The organism is Pseudarthrobacter sp. MDT1-22 (genome assembly GCF_054511035.1).
The window spans coordinates 16,868-32,232 of sequence record NZ_JBTNDK010000027.1; the positions used below are offsets into that span (position 1 = coordinate 16,868).

The following is a 15,365-nucleotide window of genomic DNA, read 5'->3' on the forward strand; positions in this document are numbered from 1 at the left end:
CGGGGCCGGTAGCCAAACAAAGGAAACCCCCGAAATGACAGATCGCAAGAACGCCCTGGTGGTCCGCGGCGGCTGGGACGGCCACCAGCCCTACGAAGCCACCGAGCTCTTCATCCCCTACCTCAAAAACAACGGCTACGACGTCCGCGTCGAGGAATCCCCCAAGGTCTACGCCGACGCCGAATACATGGCAGGGGTGGACCTGATCATGCAGTGCATGACCATGACCACCATCGAAAAGGACGAGTTCGCCGGGCTGCGCGCAGCCGTGGAGAATGGCACTGGCCTCGCTGGGTGGCACGGCGGTATCGCTGACTCGTACCGGAACAACTCCGACTACCTGCACCTGATCGGCGGCCAGTTCGCCTGCCACCCCGGCAAGCACCCGGACGAGTGCATCGGCGAGCAGTCCGACAATTACGTGCCCTACACGGTCAACATGCTTCCCGCAGCCGAGGAGCACCCCATCACCAAAGGCATTAAGGACTTCGACCTGGTGACCGAGCAGTACTGGGTCCTATCGGACGACTACATTGACGTCCTTGCCAACACCACCCAAAAAGTCCGGGAGTGGGACGCCTGGAACCGCGAAGTCACATCGCCGGCCATCTGGACCCGCCAATGGGGCAAAGGCCGCATCTTCGTTGCCACCCCCGGCCACCGAGTCGAAATCCTTCAGGACGCCAACGTCCGCACCATTATCGAAAGGGGCCTGCTGTGGGCAAGCCGTTGAAAGTAGGAATCGTTGGCTGCGGAGCCATCATCGCGCAGTACCTCACCAATTTCCGCAAGCTCAACGACATCGAGCTGGTGGCGGTGGCGGACCTCGACCCGGCACGTGCCCGAGCGGTGGCCGATGACTATGAGGGCGTCCGCGCCCTCTCGGTGGAAGAACTGCTCGCCGCCGACGACGTCGAACTTGTCCTGAACCTGACCATCCCGGCCGCACACGCCGAGGTTGCCCTGAAGGCCATCGCCGCAGGCAAGAGCGTGTACGGCGAGAAGCCCCTTGCCGCAACCACTGCCGAGGCCCGCCAGGTGCTGGACGCGGCGCGCGAGGCAGGCGTCGCCGTCGGCTGCGCCCCCGACACCGTACTGGGCACCGGCATTCAGACGGCCCGCAAAGCAATCGATGACGGACTGATCGGCGCACCAATCTCGGCCTCCGCCACGATGGTGACACCCGGCCATGAGCGCTGGCACCCGAACCCGGACTTTTATTACCAGCCCGGCGGTGGTCCCCTCCTCGACATGGGCCCTTACTACGTGACCGCCCTCGTAACCCTGCTAGGCCCCGTCGTCTCGGTGGTGGGCGCCGCAAGCCATACCCGCAATGAGCGCATCATCGGCTCCGGACCCCGCCAAGGCGAGAAGGTCCCCGTTGACATCGATTCTCACGTCACCGGCGTCCTGGTCCACTCCTCGGGTGCGCTCTCCACGCTTTTTATGAGCTTCGACGCCGTAAAGTCCAAGTCGCCTAACATCGAGATTCACGGCGAACGAGGATCGCTGGTTGTGCCGGACCCGAATTACTTTGATGGCGAGGTCCAGCTGTTCTCCCTAGGCGCTGAAGCCTGGGAGACTCTTCCGGTGTCCGCCGGTTACGTTTACTCCGGACGTGGCTTTGGAATCGCCGACCTGGCCTCCACCGCACCGGGTGCCGAGCCCCGCGCGGGCGGGACCCTGGCCTACCACGTACTGGAGGTCATGGAATCGATCCTCGAATCAGCCCGCAGGGGCACCGCAGTGGCCATCGGCAGCACCGCAGCGAGGCCCGATCCGTTGCCCTTGACCAACCTCAACCGGCCAGCCACGGCTGAGCAGACACTGCCACCCGAAGGGATCCGGCAGGAGGAAATTCAGCCCGTAATTTCATAAGATCGCGGAGATAAGGCCAGCTGGTACCAGGCGGGGGGCATCACCTACCTGCCTCCCGACCTTTCCGCTGCTGTCCTGCTCCGCGCAATCGGCAAGCAGCGGATATACCCGGTCGCGCTGCTCGCCGGTTTCGGTCTGAGTGTTATGTCCCCCAGCTGCTCCGTGTGCCGGGAACCTCGCGACCCGAGCAGATTGCGGACACCGTGGCTGTCTCCGGCGTCAAGCGCTCCGGGCGCCACTCAGGCCGCTGGAGTCCGTGGTTCTGGTAGATGTACAGATCCAGACGACGAGGAGCAGTTCGCCCCTTACACCGGCATCCGTCGGACCTCAGAACAGGCGGCGGCAAGGAATCGGGTTCTCGCCGTTGGAATAGAACTGCCCGCGAACCCGGCCCTGTTGGCAGTTGCCGCGACGGCCCGTCGACAGCCCAAGCACCGGACGATAGCGCCGATAAATCATAATCACATCCCGTCCGATGGAATACTTCAACAGCACAGAAAGTTACCGACCTTATGACTACACAGCAGAAGACTGCGTCCCCCGAATTGACCTTTAACGACGGCTTCACCATCCCGCAGCTTGGCTACGGGGTGTGGCAGGTGGAAGACGACGTCGCCGAAGTAGTGGTCGGGCAGGCCTTCGAGGCCGGCTACCGGCACATCGATACCGCGAAGATCTACGGCAATGAAGCAGGCGTGGGGCGGGCCATCGCGGCCTCCGGCCTTGACCGGGACGACCTGTTCATCACCACCAAGCTGTGGAACGCAGACCAGGGCTACGAGAGCACTCTGGCAGCCTTCGAAGGCTCGATGGAACGGCTGGGCCTGGAAACTCTGGACCTCTTCCTCATCCACTGGCTCCAGCCAAAGCAGGGCAAGTACGTTGACACTTGGAAGGCCCTGGTTGAGTTGCAGAAGCAGGGCCGGGTCAAAAGCATTGGCGTCTCCAACTTCACCATTAAGGCGCTGCAGGAAATTATCGAAGCAACCGGCGTGGTTCCGGCCATCAACCAGGTGGAGACCCACCCCTACTTCAACCAGGCCGGCCTGCGGGCCTTTGAAGCCGACAACGGTATCCTGCATGAGTCCTGGTCGCCGCTGGGCCAGGGCCAGGGCCTCCTCGAGGACCCTGTCCTTCAGGACATCGCCGCTAAGCGCGGTGCAACGCCGGCCCAGGTGGTTCTGGCCTGGCACCTGGCTCTGGGCAACGTGGTGATCCCGAAGTCCGTGACTGAATCCCGGATCGTGGATAACTGGGAAGCCCTGAATGTGACCCTTGAGGCCGAGGACATCGAGGCGATTAAGGCCCTCGACAAGGGAGCCGAAGGCCGCATCGGCGCAGATCCCGCGACGGCGGACTTCGCTTAAGCCACACCGTCTCGAATTAAGGGACCGCTCCCCGAAGTGGTCCCCGGAAATTCGACTGGCTAACTAGACCTGGGCGGCGAGGGTCTGGGTCCGGTATTGCGCCGGGCTCAGGCCCTCGAGCTTTGTGAAGATGCGTTCGGTGTTGTACCAGAGGACATACTTTTCAGCTGCGCTGCCAGAACGTCGATGCTCAGGAAGTGGACGTGGCGGAAAAGGGCTTCCTTGAGGTGACCGAAGGGACTTTCGACCACGGCCTAGCCGAAGCAGTTGCCCTTGCGGCACATTGATTGACCGCGCCGGCTTCCTTCAGGAGAGAGCGCCACACCTGCCTGCTGCCTTTCCGATTCTCGGATGTGCCCGATGACCCTGAGAGGCCCGCACACGGCATGGAACTGGGCCGGCGGCTACTGCCGGAAACGGCACACAAAGGACTTCCTGAGGTGGCGGTACTCTTGGCAACATCGGGCGGCTCCTCAGCGGACTCGGCGTCCGGCTCCATCAGGTCGAGGAACCGGCAGCAGCTGCAGCGGATTCTGTCCCTGCGCGGCGCCGTCGCGGGCTGACCTTGGCGCTACGCGGTTCCTCCGGCTACGTTCCTTGGAGGGCTTTCGGCAGTGCCGTCATTGATAGTGCCTCGTCGAGGACTTTGCCGAAGTTCGCCGCATCGTGGGCGAACCGGCCCAGGAAGAGTCCGGAGACGCCGTCGAGCGCGGGCAGCAGCCCTGGCTTGGCGGACCCGCCATAGATGACCGGCAGCTCCCCCACCGCGCTGCCTGCCTCGTGCGAATGGGCAGCCAGCAGCGTTCGGAGTGAACGCACGACGGCGGCGACGTAGCCTGCGCCGGCGGGCTCCGCTGCGCCAATGGCCCAGACCGGTTCGTAGGCGATCACGAGCCGGGACGCCAGGGCCCAGTCNGGGCTACCCCCAGCTCCGCCAGGAGCGACGGCGACACCTCACCCGTCCACGGGCCGTCCGCCCAGCCGCAGTTTTGAGCGCCAAGCAGAAGCGGTGATCCTGCGAGGACGCTGCCGGCGGCCGGAAGAACCGGGAACGAAGGGATCACAAACGGGACTACCCGCCCGGCCACAAGGGCCGGACGGGAGTCCACTTCGTGCTGTATGCGGGCAAGCCAGTCCAGGCAGTCCCGGTACCCCATATACATTTTGGTGCTGACGCCGACATAGCGGATCTCCGCGATGCCGCTGTGGTCAGCGCTGCCGCGTTCAGTCACGGTGTCCGGTCACTTGTTGTCGAGCAGATCGTCCGCCTTGTTGCGGAACCTCTTGGTGGCGTACATCATGATGGCCGCAACGAACGGAAGCACGCCCAAGGCGTACACGCCCATGGTGCCGGTGTCCGACGCGGTGACCTGGTTGACTGTGGTCCGCAGGATGGGGGCCACGAAGCCGCCCAGGTTACCCAGCGAGTTGATCAGGCCGATGCCCGCAGCGGCCGCCGTTCCGGTGAGGAACGCCGTCGGGTAGGACCATGCGATGGGACCGATCGAGAGGAAGCTGCACACCGCGAGGGTGATGAAAATGATGCCCAGCACCGGGAGGTGGTTGGAGCCCGCCCAGGCGGAGCCGAAGATGCACAGGCCGGTGGAGACAAACAGGCCGGTGCCCCAGACCCGGCGGCGGACGATGGTGTTGGCCGCCTTGCCGATGAAGTAGCACGCGAAGATACCGAAGAACCATGGGATGGCGGCCAGCAGGCCCACTTCGATGCCCACCTTCTGCCCGGTGAGCTGTGCCACCTGCTGCGGCAGGTAGAACGTCACGCCGTAGACCGCAATCTGGAGGCAGAAATAGATGGCGGTGAAGTACCAGACCTTGCGGTTCTTCATGGCGGCGAGGACACCGCGGGGGCCGTCCTTTTCCTTGACACCGTCTTCCAGGGCCATAACTTCCAGAAGCGCCTTCTTCTCGTCCTTGTCCAGGAATTTCGCGTCCTGCGGGGAGTTGATGAGGAAAAAGTAGGCGGCAATACCGGCGAGTACCGCGAGCATGCCTTCAATGAAGAACATAACCTGCCAGCCGGCAACGCCGGGAACCTGGTCGCCGATGTTGATGAGCCACCCCGACAGCGGGGCGCCCATCATCTGGGAGAACGGCTGCGCCAGGTAGAAGATGGCGAACATCTTCACACGGACCTTGTTGGGGAACCAGGCGGCCAGGAACATGATGACGCCCGGGAACAGGCCGGCCTCGGTCACACCCAGCAGGAAACGCAGGATGATGAAGGATGTCTCGCCCTGGACAAAAGCGAAGCAGGCGGAGACGATGCCCCACGTGATGGCGATGCGGGCGAGCCACACCTTGGCACCGAACTTGGTCAGCAACAGGTTGGAGGGGATCTCGAACAATGCGTAGCCGATGAAGAAGATACCGGCACCCAGTGCGTAGGCACCGGCTGTGATTCCGCGGTCCACCTCAAGGGCGGCCTCGGCGAAGCCCACGTTGGTGCGGTCCAGGAAAGCGACCACATAGAGGATGACGAGCATCGGCATCAGCCGGAAGGAGGCCTTGGAGATCGCCGATTTGAGAACCGGTGAATCCAGTAACTCCTTGGTGGCGTTTGTTCCAGTGGTGACAGTCATTCAAACTCCTCGTTGAGTAAGTAGGTGAGCAAATCAGTGGAAGGTGGAGCGATTAGAGCGAGAAGGCGATGAGTGCTGCGCCGACCAGGCAGGCGAACACGCCCACGGCCAGGTAAATCCTGCGTTCCTTGGTCCAGGAGCCCATGGTGGTCCTTCCTAGTGCATGTAGAGTCCGCCATCCACGTTCAGCGTCTGGCCGGAGATGTATCCGGCGTCCTCGCTGATGAGGAAGGCGATGGCTGCTGCGATGTCGCGGGTGGAACCGACGCGGTTGACCACGAGGTCCTTGGTGAGTTCGTCTTTGCGTTCCTGGCTGAGGGTGCCGCCCATGATGTCCGTGTCGATGGGGCCGGGGGAAATGGCGTTGACCGTGATGTCGTACTCCCCCAGTTCGCGGGCGGTGGCGCGGGTCAGGCCGATGACCCCTGCCTTGGCCGCCGAGTACGGCGTCTTGGAGAAAGTGCCGCCGCCGCGCTGCGCGGAGACAGAAGAGATGTTCACGATGCGTCCGATCCGGTTCTTCGCCATGGATTCGGCGACGCGGCGGGTGGCGTAATGGACACCGTTGAGGTTGATGCTCATGACGCGGTCCCATTCAGCGGCGTCCAGTTCAAGGTACGGAACGGGTGAGCTGACGCCGGCAACGTTCGCCAGTGCTACGACCTGCGGCAGCTCTGCCTCGATAGAGTCGATGGCTGCGCGAACGGAGGCTTCGTCGCCGATGTTGGCGCCGACGCCGTGGGCTTTCACTCCGTACCGGGCGGCGATTTCCTTGGCGGTGGCCCGGGACTGGGCGTCATCCAGGTCGATGATGCCGATGTTCCAGCCCTGGGCGGCAAGGTAGCCGGCCGTGGCGCGGCCGATACCGCGTTCGGAGACGGCGCCGGTGATAATTGCGGTGCGTTCAGTGGGGAAAGTCATGAAAATGCTCCTTAGTTGATGGGGGCCGGGCCGAGCTCGTCGATGAGCTTCTGCATCGCCACGTAGGCCCTGTTGCGGTAGGCGATGAGTTCCGGCGTGCGTTCGGCGGGGACGTTGAGGAAGCCCGCGCCGGACTTGGTGCCGAGTTTGCCTGCCTCCACCAGGTCACTCAGGATCTTGGGCGTGGCGAAGCGTTCCGGGAGTTCGGTCTGCAGGGACTTGTAGCAAAAGTTGTAGACGTCCAGGCCGGCCATGTCTGCGATGGCAAACGGACCGAAGAACGGCAGGCGGAAACCGAAGGTGGTGCGGACCAGGGTGTCCACGTCCTCAGCGGTCGCGATTCCCTGCTCCACAAGCTGCGCTGCCTCGTGGAAGAGGGCGTACTGCAGGCGGTTCAGGACGAATCCGGTGACGTCCTTGACCACCGCGGTCTGCTTGTTGGCGGCATGGACCAGATCGCGGACGGCACCGATGGTGGCGGCTGAAGTGCCTGCATGCGGGATGATCTCCACGCCCGGGATAAACGGGGACGGGTTCGAGAAGTGCACGCCCAGGAACCGCTCCGGGTTGGCGACCGGCTCGGACAGCTCCGCGATGGAGATCGTTGATGTGTTCGAGCCGATGATGGCATCGGCCCGGGCAGCTGCGCTGATCCGTGCCAGCGTCTGGTGCTTGATGGCGATGACTTCGGGAACGGCTTCTTCGATGAAATCGGCATCCGCCACGGCTTCCTCGATGTCCTTGGCCGGCCACAGATTGAGCTTGAGGATGGCGGTGGAACCCTCGGGGAACAGACCGTCGGCGACGAACTGGTCGGATTCGGCCAGCAGACGGTCGTAGTTCTTCTGGGCCACCTCGGCGGAGACATCGGCCAGGGCAACGCGGGCTCCGCCCAGCGCCAGGACCTGGGCAATGCCGCCGCCCATGTAGCCGGATCCGACGACGGCGATCTTGCGTGAGCTGTTAGGTGTTGTGGTCATGATCAGACTGCCTTCGTGTATTCGGGCTCATAGGAGCAGATGGCGTCAACCTTGCCGGCGGACGCTGAGCTTTCGTCAAAGCGGTACTCAAGCCACTCGCCCACGAGCTTCTTGGCGAGCTCCAGGCCGATGACCCGCTGGCCAAGAGTGAGGACCTGGGCGTTGTTGCTGAGGACAGAGCGTTCCACGGAGTAGCTGTCGTGGGCCGTCACGGCCCGGATTCCGGGGACCTTGTTGGCCGCGATGGCCACGCCCAGTCCAGTTCCGCAGATAAGGAGCGCACGGTCGGCGTCGCCGTCCGCCACTTTACGGGCGGCATTGACCGCGACGTGCGGGTAGGCGGTGGAATCGTTGGCCCCGACGCCGATGTCCAGGACCGAAGCGACGCGGCTGTCGGCCGTGAGTAGCGCTTTCAGGGCTTCCTTGTATTCGACGCCGGCTTCATCGTTGCCGATGACGATGCGCCAACCTGCGTGGGTATTCATGTCGTTGCTCCTTTTCCGGCTGCGTAGGCCAGTTCAGAATGGGTCAGCTCTGATTGCGTGAAGCCTGGCTCAGCAGGCCCGGCGTGGACGTATGCGGCAATCCGTTCGGCGATCAGTCCAAAGGAGACCGCGCCGGGGTCGGGGTGCCCCAGGCTCTTTTCGGCCAACGGACGGGCGCGGCCCTTGAGCGGGCGCAGTTCCGCTGTCTTCGCGGCCGCCGCCCGGGCAGCGACGGCGGCCGCGGTGAGAGACCCTGCCAGGGAGGTGCCGCCGTCGAACTCCCGGAGAAAGGCATCCCTGAACGGCAGGAGCGCGTCCACCATGGTCTTGTCGCCCGGCTCGGCCTTGCCAAGCTCCGTAATGGCGCCCACAAACGCGGTCACGGCGGCAACCGCGTCCTCGTCGCCGTAGGTTTCCCGGTTGCCCATAGCCAGTCCTGACGCGATGACCGCAGATCCATACAGTGCGCCTGAAGTTCCGCCGGCCCGTTCGCTCCAGGCCTCGCCGGCGGCTTCAAGCACCCGCCCCACCGAAGCGCCGGCCGTTGCGGCCTGCGCGGCAGCGTCGACTGCTGCTTCCACACCCCGGCGCATGCCGATGCCGTGGTCGCCGTCGCCCGCGATGGCGTCCAGGTTGCCGAGTTCTTCTTCATGTTCGACGACGACGTCCCGAACCTGCGCGAGGGCGGCGGCTGACTTCCGGCCCAGGTCGGCGGAGGCCGCCGTCGTTTCTTCCACTTCGCCGACCATGGCGTCCTCCGGTCCGGCCAGCTCGCGGAGGGCACGCGGGTCCAGGTTGCCCTTGCGGTATGCCGGTGAGTCTGCAGGGGCGGCCCAGTACTGTTCGAGTTCGTCATCCAGCCAGAGCAGCGTGAGGGAAAGCCCGGACATGTCCAGGCTCGTGACCAGCTCGCCGCATTCCGGTTCAACCACGGTCAGGCCGGCCGCAGTGAGCAGCTTTTCGATCTTGCCGAACAGGAGGAAGAGTTCGTCGTACTTGACGGTACCCAGGCCGTTGACGATGGCCACCACACGGTTTCCGCGGTGATCCGGGGTGTCCGCGAGGAGCCGCGAGACCAACAGTTCGGCGAGTTCAGAGGCCGTCGGCATGGGATGTTCCGATATGCCCGGTTCCCCGTGGATGCCCAGGCCCAGGGACATTTGGCCTGCGGGGACGCGGAACAGAGGCGCCTCTGCGCCCGGGAGGGTGCAGCCGTCGAAGGCCACGCCCAGGGAACGCGTGCGGTGATTGGCCTTGATGGCGAGCCGTTCCACGTCGTCCAGGCTCAGGCCCGCTTCAGCCGCGGCACCGGCAATCTTGAACACCGTGAGGTCGCCGGCGATGCCGCGGCGCTTTCCGATCTGGTCCAATGGCGCACTGGCGATGTCGTCGGTGACCACCACCGTACGGGTTTCGATGCCCTCGGCGTTCAGGCGCAGTTGAGCCTGGCCGAAATGAAGGACGTCGCCCGCGTAGTTGCCGTAGCTCAGCAGCACTCCCCCGCCGGCGTTTGAAGCTTTGGCCACGCGGTAAATCTGCCCGGCAGCCGGTGAAGCGAACATGTTTCCGCAGGCGGAGGCGGTTGCCAGCCCCGGCCCCACCAGGCCGGCGAAAGCCGGGTAGTGTCCGGATCCGCCGCCGACGACCAGTGCAACCTGACCGGCGGGTACCTCAGTCGAGCGGACTACACCGCCGTTCACGCGGGCGACGTAACCGCGGTTGGCTGCGACAAAGCCGTCCAGCGCCTCATCCGCAAAATCAGCGGGATTGTCGAAGATCTGGGTCATGGCTCTTCCCTAAACTCCTGCGAGTTCCGCGGCGGGCTGTTGCCGCCCCTGGGACACCTGGCTCCGGCCCATGGCGTAGCCGTCCTGCTTTGGCAGGACATGCCGGCGGAGGTATTCCTGGTTGCGCGCCGTGACGCTCAGGCCGTCACCGCCGTAGTGCTCGGCACAGATGATGCCCTGGTAGCCGGAGGCGAGTGCCACCTTGAAGGCTTCGCGGTAATTGATGAGGCCGCTCTCCATCGGGGCGGGCATGGTGATGTAGCTGTCACGCGCCACGTCCTCGTCCCGGATGTAGTTCTTCATGTGCCAGTAGTTGGAGTACGGCATGGTCTTGGCGACCATTTCGCGCCAGTCCTCGACGGGCCGGTGCAAGCGGATCAGGTTGCCGAGGTCCGGGTTGAGCCCGACATTGGCCAGGCCGATGTCCTGCACCAGCTGTACCGAGGAGTCCGCCGTGCCGAGGTACGTATCCTCGTACATTTCGAGGGACAGCAGGATGCCCACCTCTGCGGCGTGACGGCCCAGTTCCCGCAGGCGGGTGACAGCGTTGGCCCAGCTTTCCTGGTCCCCCACTGGGTCCTTGTATCCCTCAACGGTCCAGAACCACAGCTGCTTCTGCTGCTCCGGGGTAATGGCCTGGTGCAGTCCGACGGAGACAACTTCGCAGCCAAGCTCGGCCGCCGCGTCGATGGTCCGGTGGCTGTAGGCGAGGTTGTCTGCCCAGTCCGTCTCGTGGATCACGCTGCGGCGGATCGCGGAAATGACCGGGATCCCGATGCCCACATTCTCTGCAGTCTGCTTGAACTCAGCGAGCCGCTCCTTGCTCAGATCGCCGGGACGGACCCAGCTGTCTGTCAGGTCAGCGTTGGTAAAGCCGGCTTCCTTGACCTCGGTCAGGACTTCCGCCCAACTGGACGCATCGGCGTCGTTGATCTGCGTGCCCTGGGCGTCGGTCCCCGGAAACTGCAGCAGCGCTGCGGTGATGGGCCAATTCTCAGCTGTGTAAGCCACGATGCTTCACTCCTTTATAATCCTCTTTCCTATAGGATCTACTATCAAAAAGGGGTTGTCAAGATCACATCCTCGGAGGGTTCCTTCCAAACTGAGTAGCAGTAAGTGTCGTTTTGAGGGCTCATAACGACACTTACTGCTACTCAGATGGGGCCGGGCCTAGCTTTCCGGGGCGTCGGCAATGGCCCGGGAACGGACCTTGCGGATATGGTCCGCCATAGCTGCCGCTGCTTTGTCCGGATCGCCGGTGGTAACGGCATCCAGAACTCCCTGGTGTTCCGCGATGGCGTGCTCGGCATCCGTAATGCCCACGCCGCCGAAGAGGCGGAACCGTTGGACTTGTCCCCCGAGGGCTGCGTATGCGGCCTCCATAAACTGATTTCCGGTCTGCCGCGCAATCAGCTGGTGAAACCGCTCGTCAGCTTCGAGATAGTCTTTGAACTCGGCAAACGAAGGTCCCCGCGGTGCGGATTTCAAGTCCTCGACGGCCTGCTCGAGCTCGGCGAGGCCATGCTGGTTGATGCGCTCACAGGCCAGCCGGGCGTTGACAGGCTCGATTGCCAGCCGCGCCTCCATCAGTTCCGCAAAATCCTCCTGCGTAAAAACGGGAGCCACGCGGTAGCCTTTCAGCGCCACCCTCCGGACCATACCTGTGTGCTCAAGCCGGGCCAGGGCCTCGCGGACGGGGGTGGGCGAAACGTCCAGCTCGCGGGCCGTCCCGTCAATGCTGACCACCGCGCCGGGTGACAGCCGGCCATCCATAAGGGAGGCCAGGAGCTCCGCATAAACGTGGTCCGCCAGCACCTCGCGGCTGACCGCGCGGCCAGTCCTGCCGGGGCCGTTCTGGACATCTGGCCTGCTGCCGGCGCGGGGGCCTTTGGACGCGTTTTGCATAGTCAGATCCTATAGGAAGCACTGGTCGGCGACCGTTTCCGGAACGCCAAAAGCCCCGGCCAGGCGGACCTGGTCGGGGCTCTTCGTGACGCTGTGCACGGACTGTTGGCCCGTACCGAAACAGCTCAGGCCAAGAGGGAGGGCTTCAGCTGCTGCAGGCGGCCGAGGAGGCCGTTAATGAACGACGGCGATTCATCCGTTGAGAGCGTCTTGGACAGTGCCACTGCCTCACTGACCGCGACACCGTCGGGAACGTCGTCGTTGTAGAGCAGTTCCCACGTGCCGATCCGAAGGATGATGCGGTCCACCGAAGGCATCCGTTCCAAGGTCCAGCCCTGGGAATAGGTCTCGAGGAATTCGTCGATGGCAGTCTGCTGTGAGACGACACCTTCCACGATTTCCAGGGTGTACGGGTTCACGATCTGGTCGGTCAGTTCGCGCCGGGACCTGAGTACATCAAAAGCGGAAACCGAGCGCTGCTCAGCTTCGAAGAGGACATCCAGTGCCCTGTTACGGGCCTTACCGCGTGCGCTCACTACTCGCTGACCCGGCCGAGGTAGCTGCCGTCGCGAGTATCGACCTTGACCTTGGTGTTGTTCTCGACGAACAACGGAACCTGGATCTCATAGCCGGTTTCCAGGGTTGCGGGCTTGGTGCCGGCAGAGGAGCGGTCACCCTGCAGGCCAGGCTCGGTGTAGGTGATCTCCAGGACAACGCTGGGCGGAAGTTCGATGTACAGCGGGTTGCCTTCGTGGATGGCGATGTTCACCATCTGGTTCTCCAGCATGAAGTTGGTGGCGTCGCCAACAGTGGCACTGGAGACGGTGAGCTGGTCGAAGTCCGAGGTGTCCATAAACACAAAGTCGGCACCGTCCTGGTACAGGTACTGGTAGTCGCGGCGGTCAACCGTGGCGGTCTCGATCTTAAGGCCGGCGTTGAACGTCTTGTCTACAACTTTGCCGGACATCACGTTCCGCATCTTGGTCCGCACAAACGCGCCACCTTTGCCGGGCTTGACGTGCTGGAATTCAATGATGTTCCAGAGCTGGCCCTCGAGCTTAAGGACCGTTCCGTTCTTGATGTCGTTAGTGGTTGCCACTGGTATCCTCTGGTTTCTATCTGTCTGGTCAGTTGTCAGACGTTCTATGCCGGCCAGGCATGCCGAACGGCCCGCCAGCGCGTGTTTATCAAAAATCCAAGAACCATTCTACCGGTAAAACCAGAGCTGCTTGTGTCCGCGCTTTACCGGCCACCCACCCCGGAACGCGACAGGCCTGTCAGCAGGCAAGATCCAGGACGTCGCGGGCCCGCTGAAGCGCCACGGTGGACGAGTAAATCTGTGCGGCATCAGCCGATTGCGCAACCCGCAGATCCAGTGCACGGGCAAAGGCTTCCACCGCCGCGGACGTGTGTCCGGCGGCGTATTGGGTCTTGCCCAGGTATTGCAGGATCAAGGCTTCACGGTCAGTGCCCTGGAACTCCGCGAGCAGCTGCCGGAACAGCTCAAGGGCACGGTCCGTACGGTGTGAGACACGCAGCACCTCGGCCTCGAACGTGCGGAGGCGGAAGGACTCAGGGTCCTTGAAGCGGGCCTCCGCAAGCAGTTCGGCCGCCTCCGCAGCATGTCCCTCCACGATCAGGACGAAGATCTGGTCTGACGGATCCGCGGAGGCCGCCAGGGCCTCGCGGCAGGCATCCTCGTTGACGATCTCCGGCAGCAGGGACTCCGGGTTGATCCGGATTCCGGGGAAGCCAGCCTCGGGCCAGTCGCTGGTACCTGCCACGTCGCCCTGCATCAGGAGGCGATTTCCTGGTAAGCGGCGAAGAGCAGCGACGTGTCCGGGACATCCAGGATGCCCGGCTTGGCGATGCCGTCCAGAATCACAAAGCGCAGGAGGTCCCCGCGTGATTTCTTGTCGCGCCGCATGCCGTCCAGCAGCCCCTGCCAGCGGTCCCGCCGGTATGTGACCGGGAGGCCCAGTGTTTCCAGGATGCTGCGGTGGCGGTCGGCGTCGGCGTCGCTGAGCCGGCCAACGCTGCGGGCAAGTTCAGCGGCGAACATCATGCCCACAGATACCGCCGCGCCGTGGCGCCAGGAGTACCGCTCCACCAGTTCAATGGCGTGGGCCAAAGTGTGGCCGTAGTTCAGGATTTCGCGCAGCCCGGATTCCTTGAGGTCTTCCGAGACCACTTTTGCTTTGACCGCGATGGCGCGTTCAATGAGTTCGCGCAGGGCGTCGGATCCGGGGTCGGTGGCCGCAGCCGGGTCCTTTTCGATCAGGTCAAGGATGGCCGGATCTGAGATGAAGCCGCACTTGATAACTTCAGCCATGCCGGAAATGATTTCGTTCCTGGGCAACGTGTTCAGGGTGTCCAGGTCCACCAGCACTCCCGCGGGCGGGTGGAAGGAGCCCACCAGGTTCTTGCCCTCAGCCGTGTTGATGCCGGTCTTTCCACCCACGGAAGCATCCACCATGCCCAGCAGGCTGGTGGGCATGTGGATGACCTTGACACCGCGGAGCCAGGTGGCCGCGACAAAACCGGCGAGGTCGGTGACGGCCCCGCCGCCCACTGCCACGATGGCGTCGGAGCGTGTGAAGTCGTTTTGGCCCAGGACCTGCCAACAGAAAGCGGCGACCTGGATGTGCTTGCCTTCTTCGGCGTCCGGGATTTCCGCGGTCAGCGAGGTGAACCCAGCAGCAGCCAGCTCGTCGCGGACGGTGTCACCCGTGAGCCGCAGCGCACGGGGATGGATGACCAGCACACGCCGGACCCGCTCCCCCAGCAACGCGGGAAGGTTCCCCAGCAGACCGCGGCCGACTACGACGTCGTAGTTCTGCCCTGCGGATTCGCCGGTGACCTTGATGACTGTTGAATCAACGCTCAATTTTCAACTTCCTGTTTGGCGGCCGCGTAGTCACGCAGCGCAACTTCGAGCCGGTGTCCCAGCTCGCTGACCGAGCCATGGCGGACATCCACCACAAGGTCGGCCAGCCGTTCGTAAACGGGTTTCCTGGTAATAAACAGAGCGGACCATCGGGCCATGGCATCGCCGGCGAGCAGCGGCCGGCCCGAGTTCCGGGCAATGCGGACGGCCACGGTTTCCTCATCACATTCGAGGTACACCACAGTGCAGCGGCCCAGGAGCTGCTGCGTTCCGGAATCCAGCACTGCACCGCCGCCCAGGGAAATCACGCTGGCCGAGCCTTCTGCATGCTCCACAGCGCTGGCCACGGTCCGGGCCTCAATCTCCCGGAACGCGTGCTCGCCGCGTCCAGCAAAGATCGAAGCGATACTGCCGTTGGCGTCCACGATCAGATTGTCCGTATCGACGAACGGCACGTCCAACACCTTGGCCAGCTCGTGGCCGATGGCGGACTTTCCCACCGCCATGGGCCCGATGAGGACAATGGGCCGGTTGCCAGGCACACCGGCCTTGCGG

The 15,365-nt window shown here is 63.8% G+C and carries 17 protein-coding genes and 1 pseudogene; 4 read left to right on the forward strand and 14 right to left on the reverse strand.

The window, feature by feature from the left end; genetic code table 11:
• Positions 1-34 precede the first annotated feature (34 nt).
• From ACX80M_RS17435 to ACX80M_RS17445, 3 genes are all read left to right on the forward strand, one after another.
• Positions 35-733, forward strand: coding sequence for a ThuA domain-containing protein (locus tag ACX80M_RS17435; protein WP_459310052.1), 699 nt, complete (start codon positions 35-37; stop codon positions 731-733).
• Complete coding sequence (locus ACX80M_RS17440) at positions 718-1,878, forward strand: Gfo/Idh/MocA family protein (protein WP_459310053.1); 1,161 nt, start codon at positions 718-720, stop codon at positions 1,876-1,878. Before ACX80M_RS17435 ends, ACX80M_RS17440 begins: the two co-directional genes overlap by 16 nt.
• Positions 1,879-2,390: 512 nt before the next feature.
• Positions 2,391-3,245 carry an aldo/keto reductase gene (locus tag ACX80M_RS17445; protein WP_459310054.1) on the forward strand — a complete coding sequence of 285 codons (855 nt, stop codon included), beginning with the start codon at positions 2,391-2,393 and terminating at the stop codon, positions 3,243-3,245.
• Between the two features lie 63 nt (positions 3,246-3,308).
• Here ACX80M_RS17445 and ACX80M_RS17450 read toward each other — a convergent pair whose 3' ends face one another.
• The gene (locus tag ACX80M_RS17450; RefSeq protein WP_459310055.1) at positions 3,309-3,527 is read right to left on the reverse strand and encodes an IS3 family transposase; all 219 of its coding nucleotides are present in this window, start codon (positions 3,525-3,527) and stop codon (positions 3,309-3,311) included.
• Positions 3,528-3,685: 158 nt separating this feature from the next.
• Here ACX80M_RS17450 and ACX80M_RS17455 point away from each other — a divergent pair, with 158 nt between their 5' ends.
• Entirely contained in the window at positions 3,686-3,808 is a 123-nt protein-coding gene (locus ACX80M_RS17455) for a hypothetical protein (RefSeq protein ID WP_459310056.1), read from the forward strand.
• 25 nt (positions 3,809-3,833) lie between these two features.
• Here ACX80M_RS17455 and ACX80M_RS17460 read toward each other — a convergent pair.
• The 13 genes and pseudogenes from ACX80M_RS17460 to ACX80M_RS17520 all read right to left on the reverse strand — a co-directional run bounded on the left by ACX80M_RS17460 (position 3,834) and on the right by ACX80M_RS17520 (position 15,352).
• Positions 3,834-4,408, reverse strand: a pseudogene (locus ACX80M_RS17460) (triose-phosphate isomerase).
• Positions 4,409-4,486: 78 nt separating this feature from the next.
• Positions 4,487-5,845, reverse strand: a complete 1,359-nt coding sequence (locus ACX80M_RS17465) for an MFS transporter (RefSeq protein ID WP_459310057.1) — start codon at positions 5,843-5,845, stop codon at positions 4,487-4,489.
• A gap of 156 nt (positions 5,846-6,001) precedes the next feature.
• Positions 6,002-6,766, reverse strand: coding sequence for an SDR family NAD(P)-dependent oxidoreductase (locus ACX80M_RS17470; RefSeq protein WP_459310058.1), 765 nt, complete (start codon positions 6,764-6,766; stop codon positions 6,002-6,004).
• An 11-nt stretch (positions 6,767-6,777) separates the two neighbouring features.
• Positions 6,778-7,746: a 3-hydroxyacyl-CoA dehydrogenase family protein gene (locus ACX80M_RS17475; protein WP_459310059.1), complete on the reverse strand. Its 969-nt coding sequence runs from the start codon at positions 7,744-7,746 to the stop codon at positions 6,778-6,780.
• A gap of 2 nt (positions 7,747-7,748) precedes the next feature.
• Complete coding sequence (locus ACX80M_RS17480) at positions 7,749-8,231, reverse strand: ribose-5-phosphate isomerase (protein ID WP_459310060.1); 483 nt, start codon at positions 8,229-8,231, stop codon at positions 7,749-7,751.
• A complete protein-coding gene (locus tag ACX80M_RS17485; protein ID WP_459310061.1) occupies positions 8,228-10,018 on the reverse strand; it encodes a dihydroxyacetone kinase family protein in 1,791 nt (596 codons plus the stop codon). Before ACX80M_RS17485 ends, ACX80M_RS17480 begins: the two co-directional genes overlap by 4 nt.
• A gap of 9 nt (positions 10,019-10,027) precedes the next feature.
• Positions 10,028-11,029 carry a sugar phosphate isomerase/epimerase family protein gene (locus ACX80M_RS17490; RefSeq protein ID WP_459310062.1) on the reverse strand — a complete coding sequence of 334 codons (1,002 nt, stop codon included), beginning with the start codon at positions 11,027-11,029 and terminating at the stop codon, positions 10,028-10,030.
• A gap of 159 nt (positions 11,030-11,188) precedes the next feature.
• Complete coding sequence (locus tag ACX80M_RS17495; RefSeq protein ID WP_459310063.1) at positions 11,189-11,923, reverse strand: GntR family transcriptional regulator; 735 nt, start codon at positions 11,921-11,923, stop codon at positions 11,189-11,191.
• A gap of 125 nt (positions 11,924-12,048) precedes the next feature.
• Complete coding sequence (gene nusB, locus ACX80M_RS17500; RefSeq protein ID WP_056340263.1) at positions 12,049-12,459, reverse strand: transcription antitermination factor NusB; 411 nt, start codon at positions 12,457-12,459, stop codon at positions 12,049-12,051.
• The gene (efp, locus tag ACX80M_RS17505; protein WP_459310064.1) at positions 12,459-13,022 is read right to left on the reverse strand and encodes an elongation factor P; all 564 of its coding nucleotides are present in this window, start codon (positions 13,020-13,022) and stop codon (positions 12,459-12,461) included. Before efp ends, nusB begins: the two co-directional genes overlap by 1 nt.
• Before the next feature lie 178 nt (positions 13,023-13,200).
• Entirely contained in the window at positions 13,201-13,719 is a 519-nt protein-coding gene (locus ACX80M_RS17510; RefSeq protein ID WP_459310065.1) for a tetratricopeptide repeat protein, read from the reverse strand.
• Complete coding sequence (gene aroB, locus ACX80M_RS17515; RefSeq protein WP_459310066.1) at positions 13,719-14,810, reverse strand: 3-dehydroquinate synthase; 1,092 nt, start codon at positions 14,808-14,810, stop codon at positions 13,719-13,721. The genes ACX80M_RS17510 and aroB overlap by 1 nt, the downstream gene beginning before the upstream one ends.
• Entirely contained in the window at positions 14,807-15,352 is a 546-nt protein-coding gene (locus tag ACX80M_RS17520; protein ID WP_459310067.1) for a shikimate kinase, read from the reverse strand. Before ACX80M_RS17520 ends, aroB begins: the two co-directional genes overlap by 4 nt.
• Positions 15,353-15,365 lie beyond the last annotated feature (13 nt).

Excerpts from the sequence above, each read along its gene's own strand:
- ACX80M_RS17435 (WP_459310052.1), top strand. The coding sequence starts at position 35 with ATGACAGATCGCAAGAACGCCCTGGTGGTCCGCGGCGGCTGGGACGGC.
- ACX80M_RS17445 (WP_459310054.1), top strand. The coding sequence starts at position 2,391 with ATGACTACACAGCAGAAGACTGCGTCCCCCGAATTGACCTTTAACGAC.
- ACX80M_RS17465 (WP_459310057.1), bottom strand. The coding sequence starts at position 5,845 with ATGACTGTCACCACTGGAACAAACGCCACCAAGGAGTTACTGGATTCA.
- ACX80M_RS17470 (WP_459310058.1), bottom strand. The coding sequence starts at position 6,766 with ATGACTTTCCCCACTGAACGCACCGCAATTATCACCGGCGCCGTCTCC.
- ACX80M_RS17475 (WP_459310059.1), bottom strand. The coding sequence starts at position 7,746 with ATGACCACAACACCTAACAGCTCACGCAAGATCGCCGTCGTCGGATCC.
- ACX80M_RS17480 (WP_459310060.1), bottom strand. The coding sequence starts at position 8,231 with ATGAATACCCACGCAGGTTGGCGCATCGTCATCGGCAACGATGAAGCC.
- ACX80M_RS17485 (WP_459310061.1), bottom strand. The coding sequence starts at position 10,018 with ATGACCCAGATCTTCGACAATCCCGCTGATTTTGCGGATGAGGCGCTG.
- ACX80M_RS17495 (WP_459310063.1), bottom strand. The coding sequence starts at position 11,923 with ATGCAAAACGCGTCCAAAGGCCCCCGCGCCGGCAGCAGGCCAGATGTC.
- ACX80M_RS17510 (WP_459310065.1), bottom strand. The coding sequence starts at position 13,719 with ATGCAGGGCGACGTGGCAGGTACCAGCGACTGGCCCGAGGCTGGCTTC.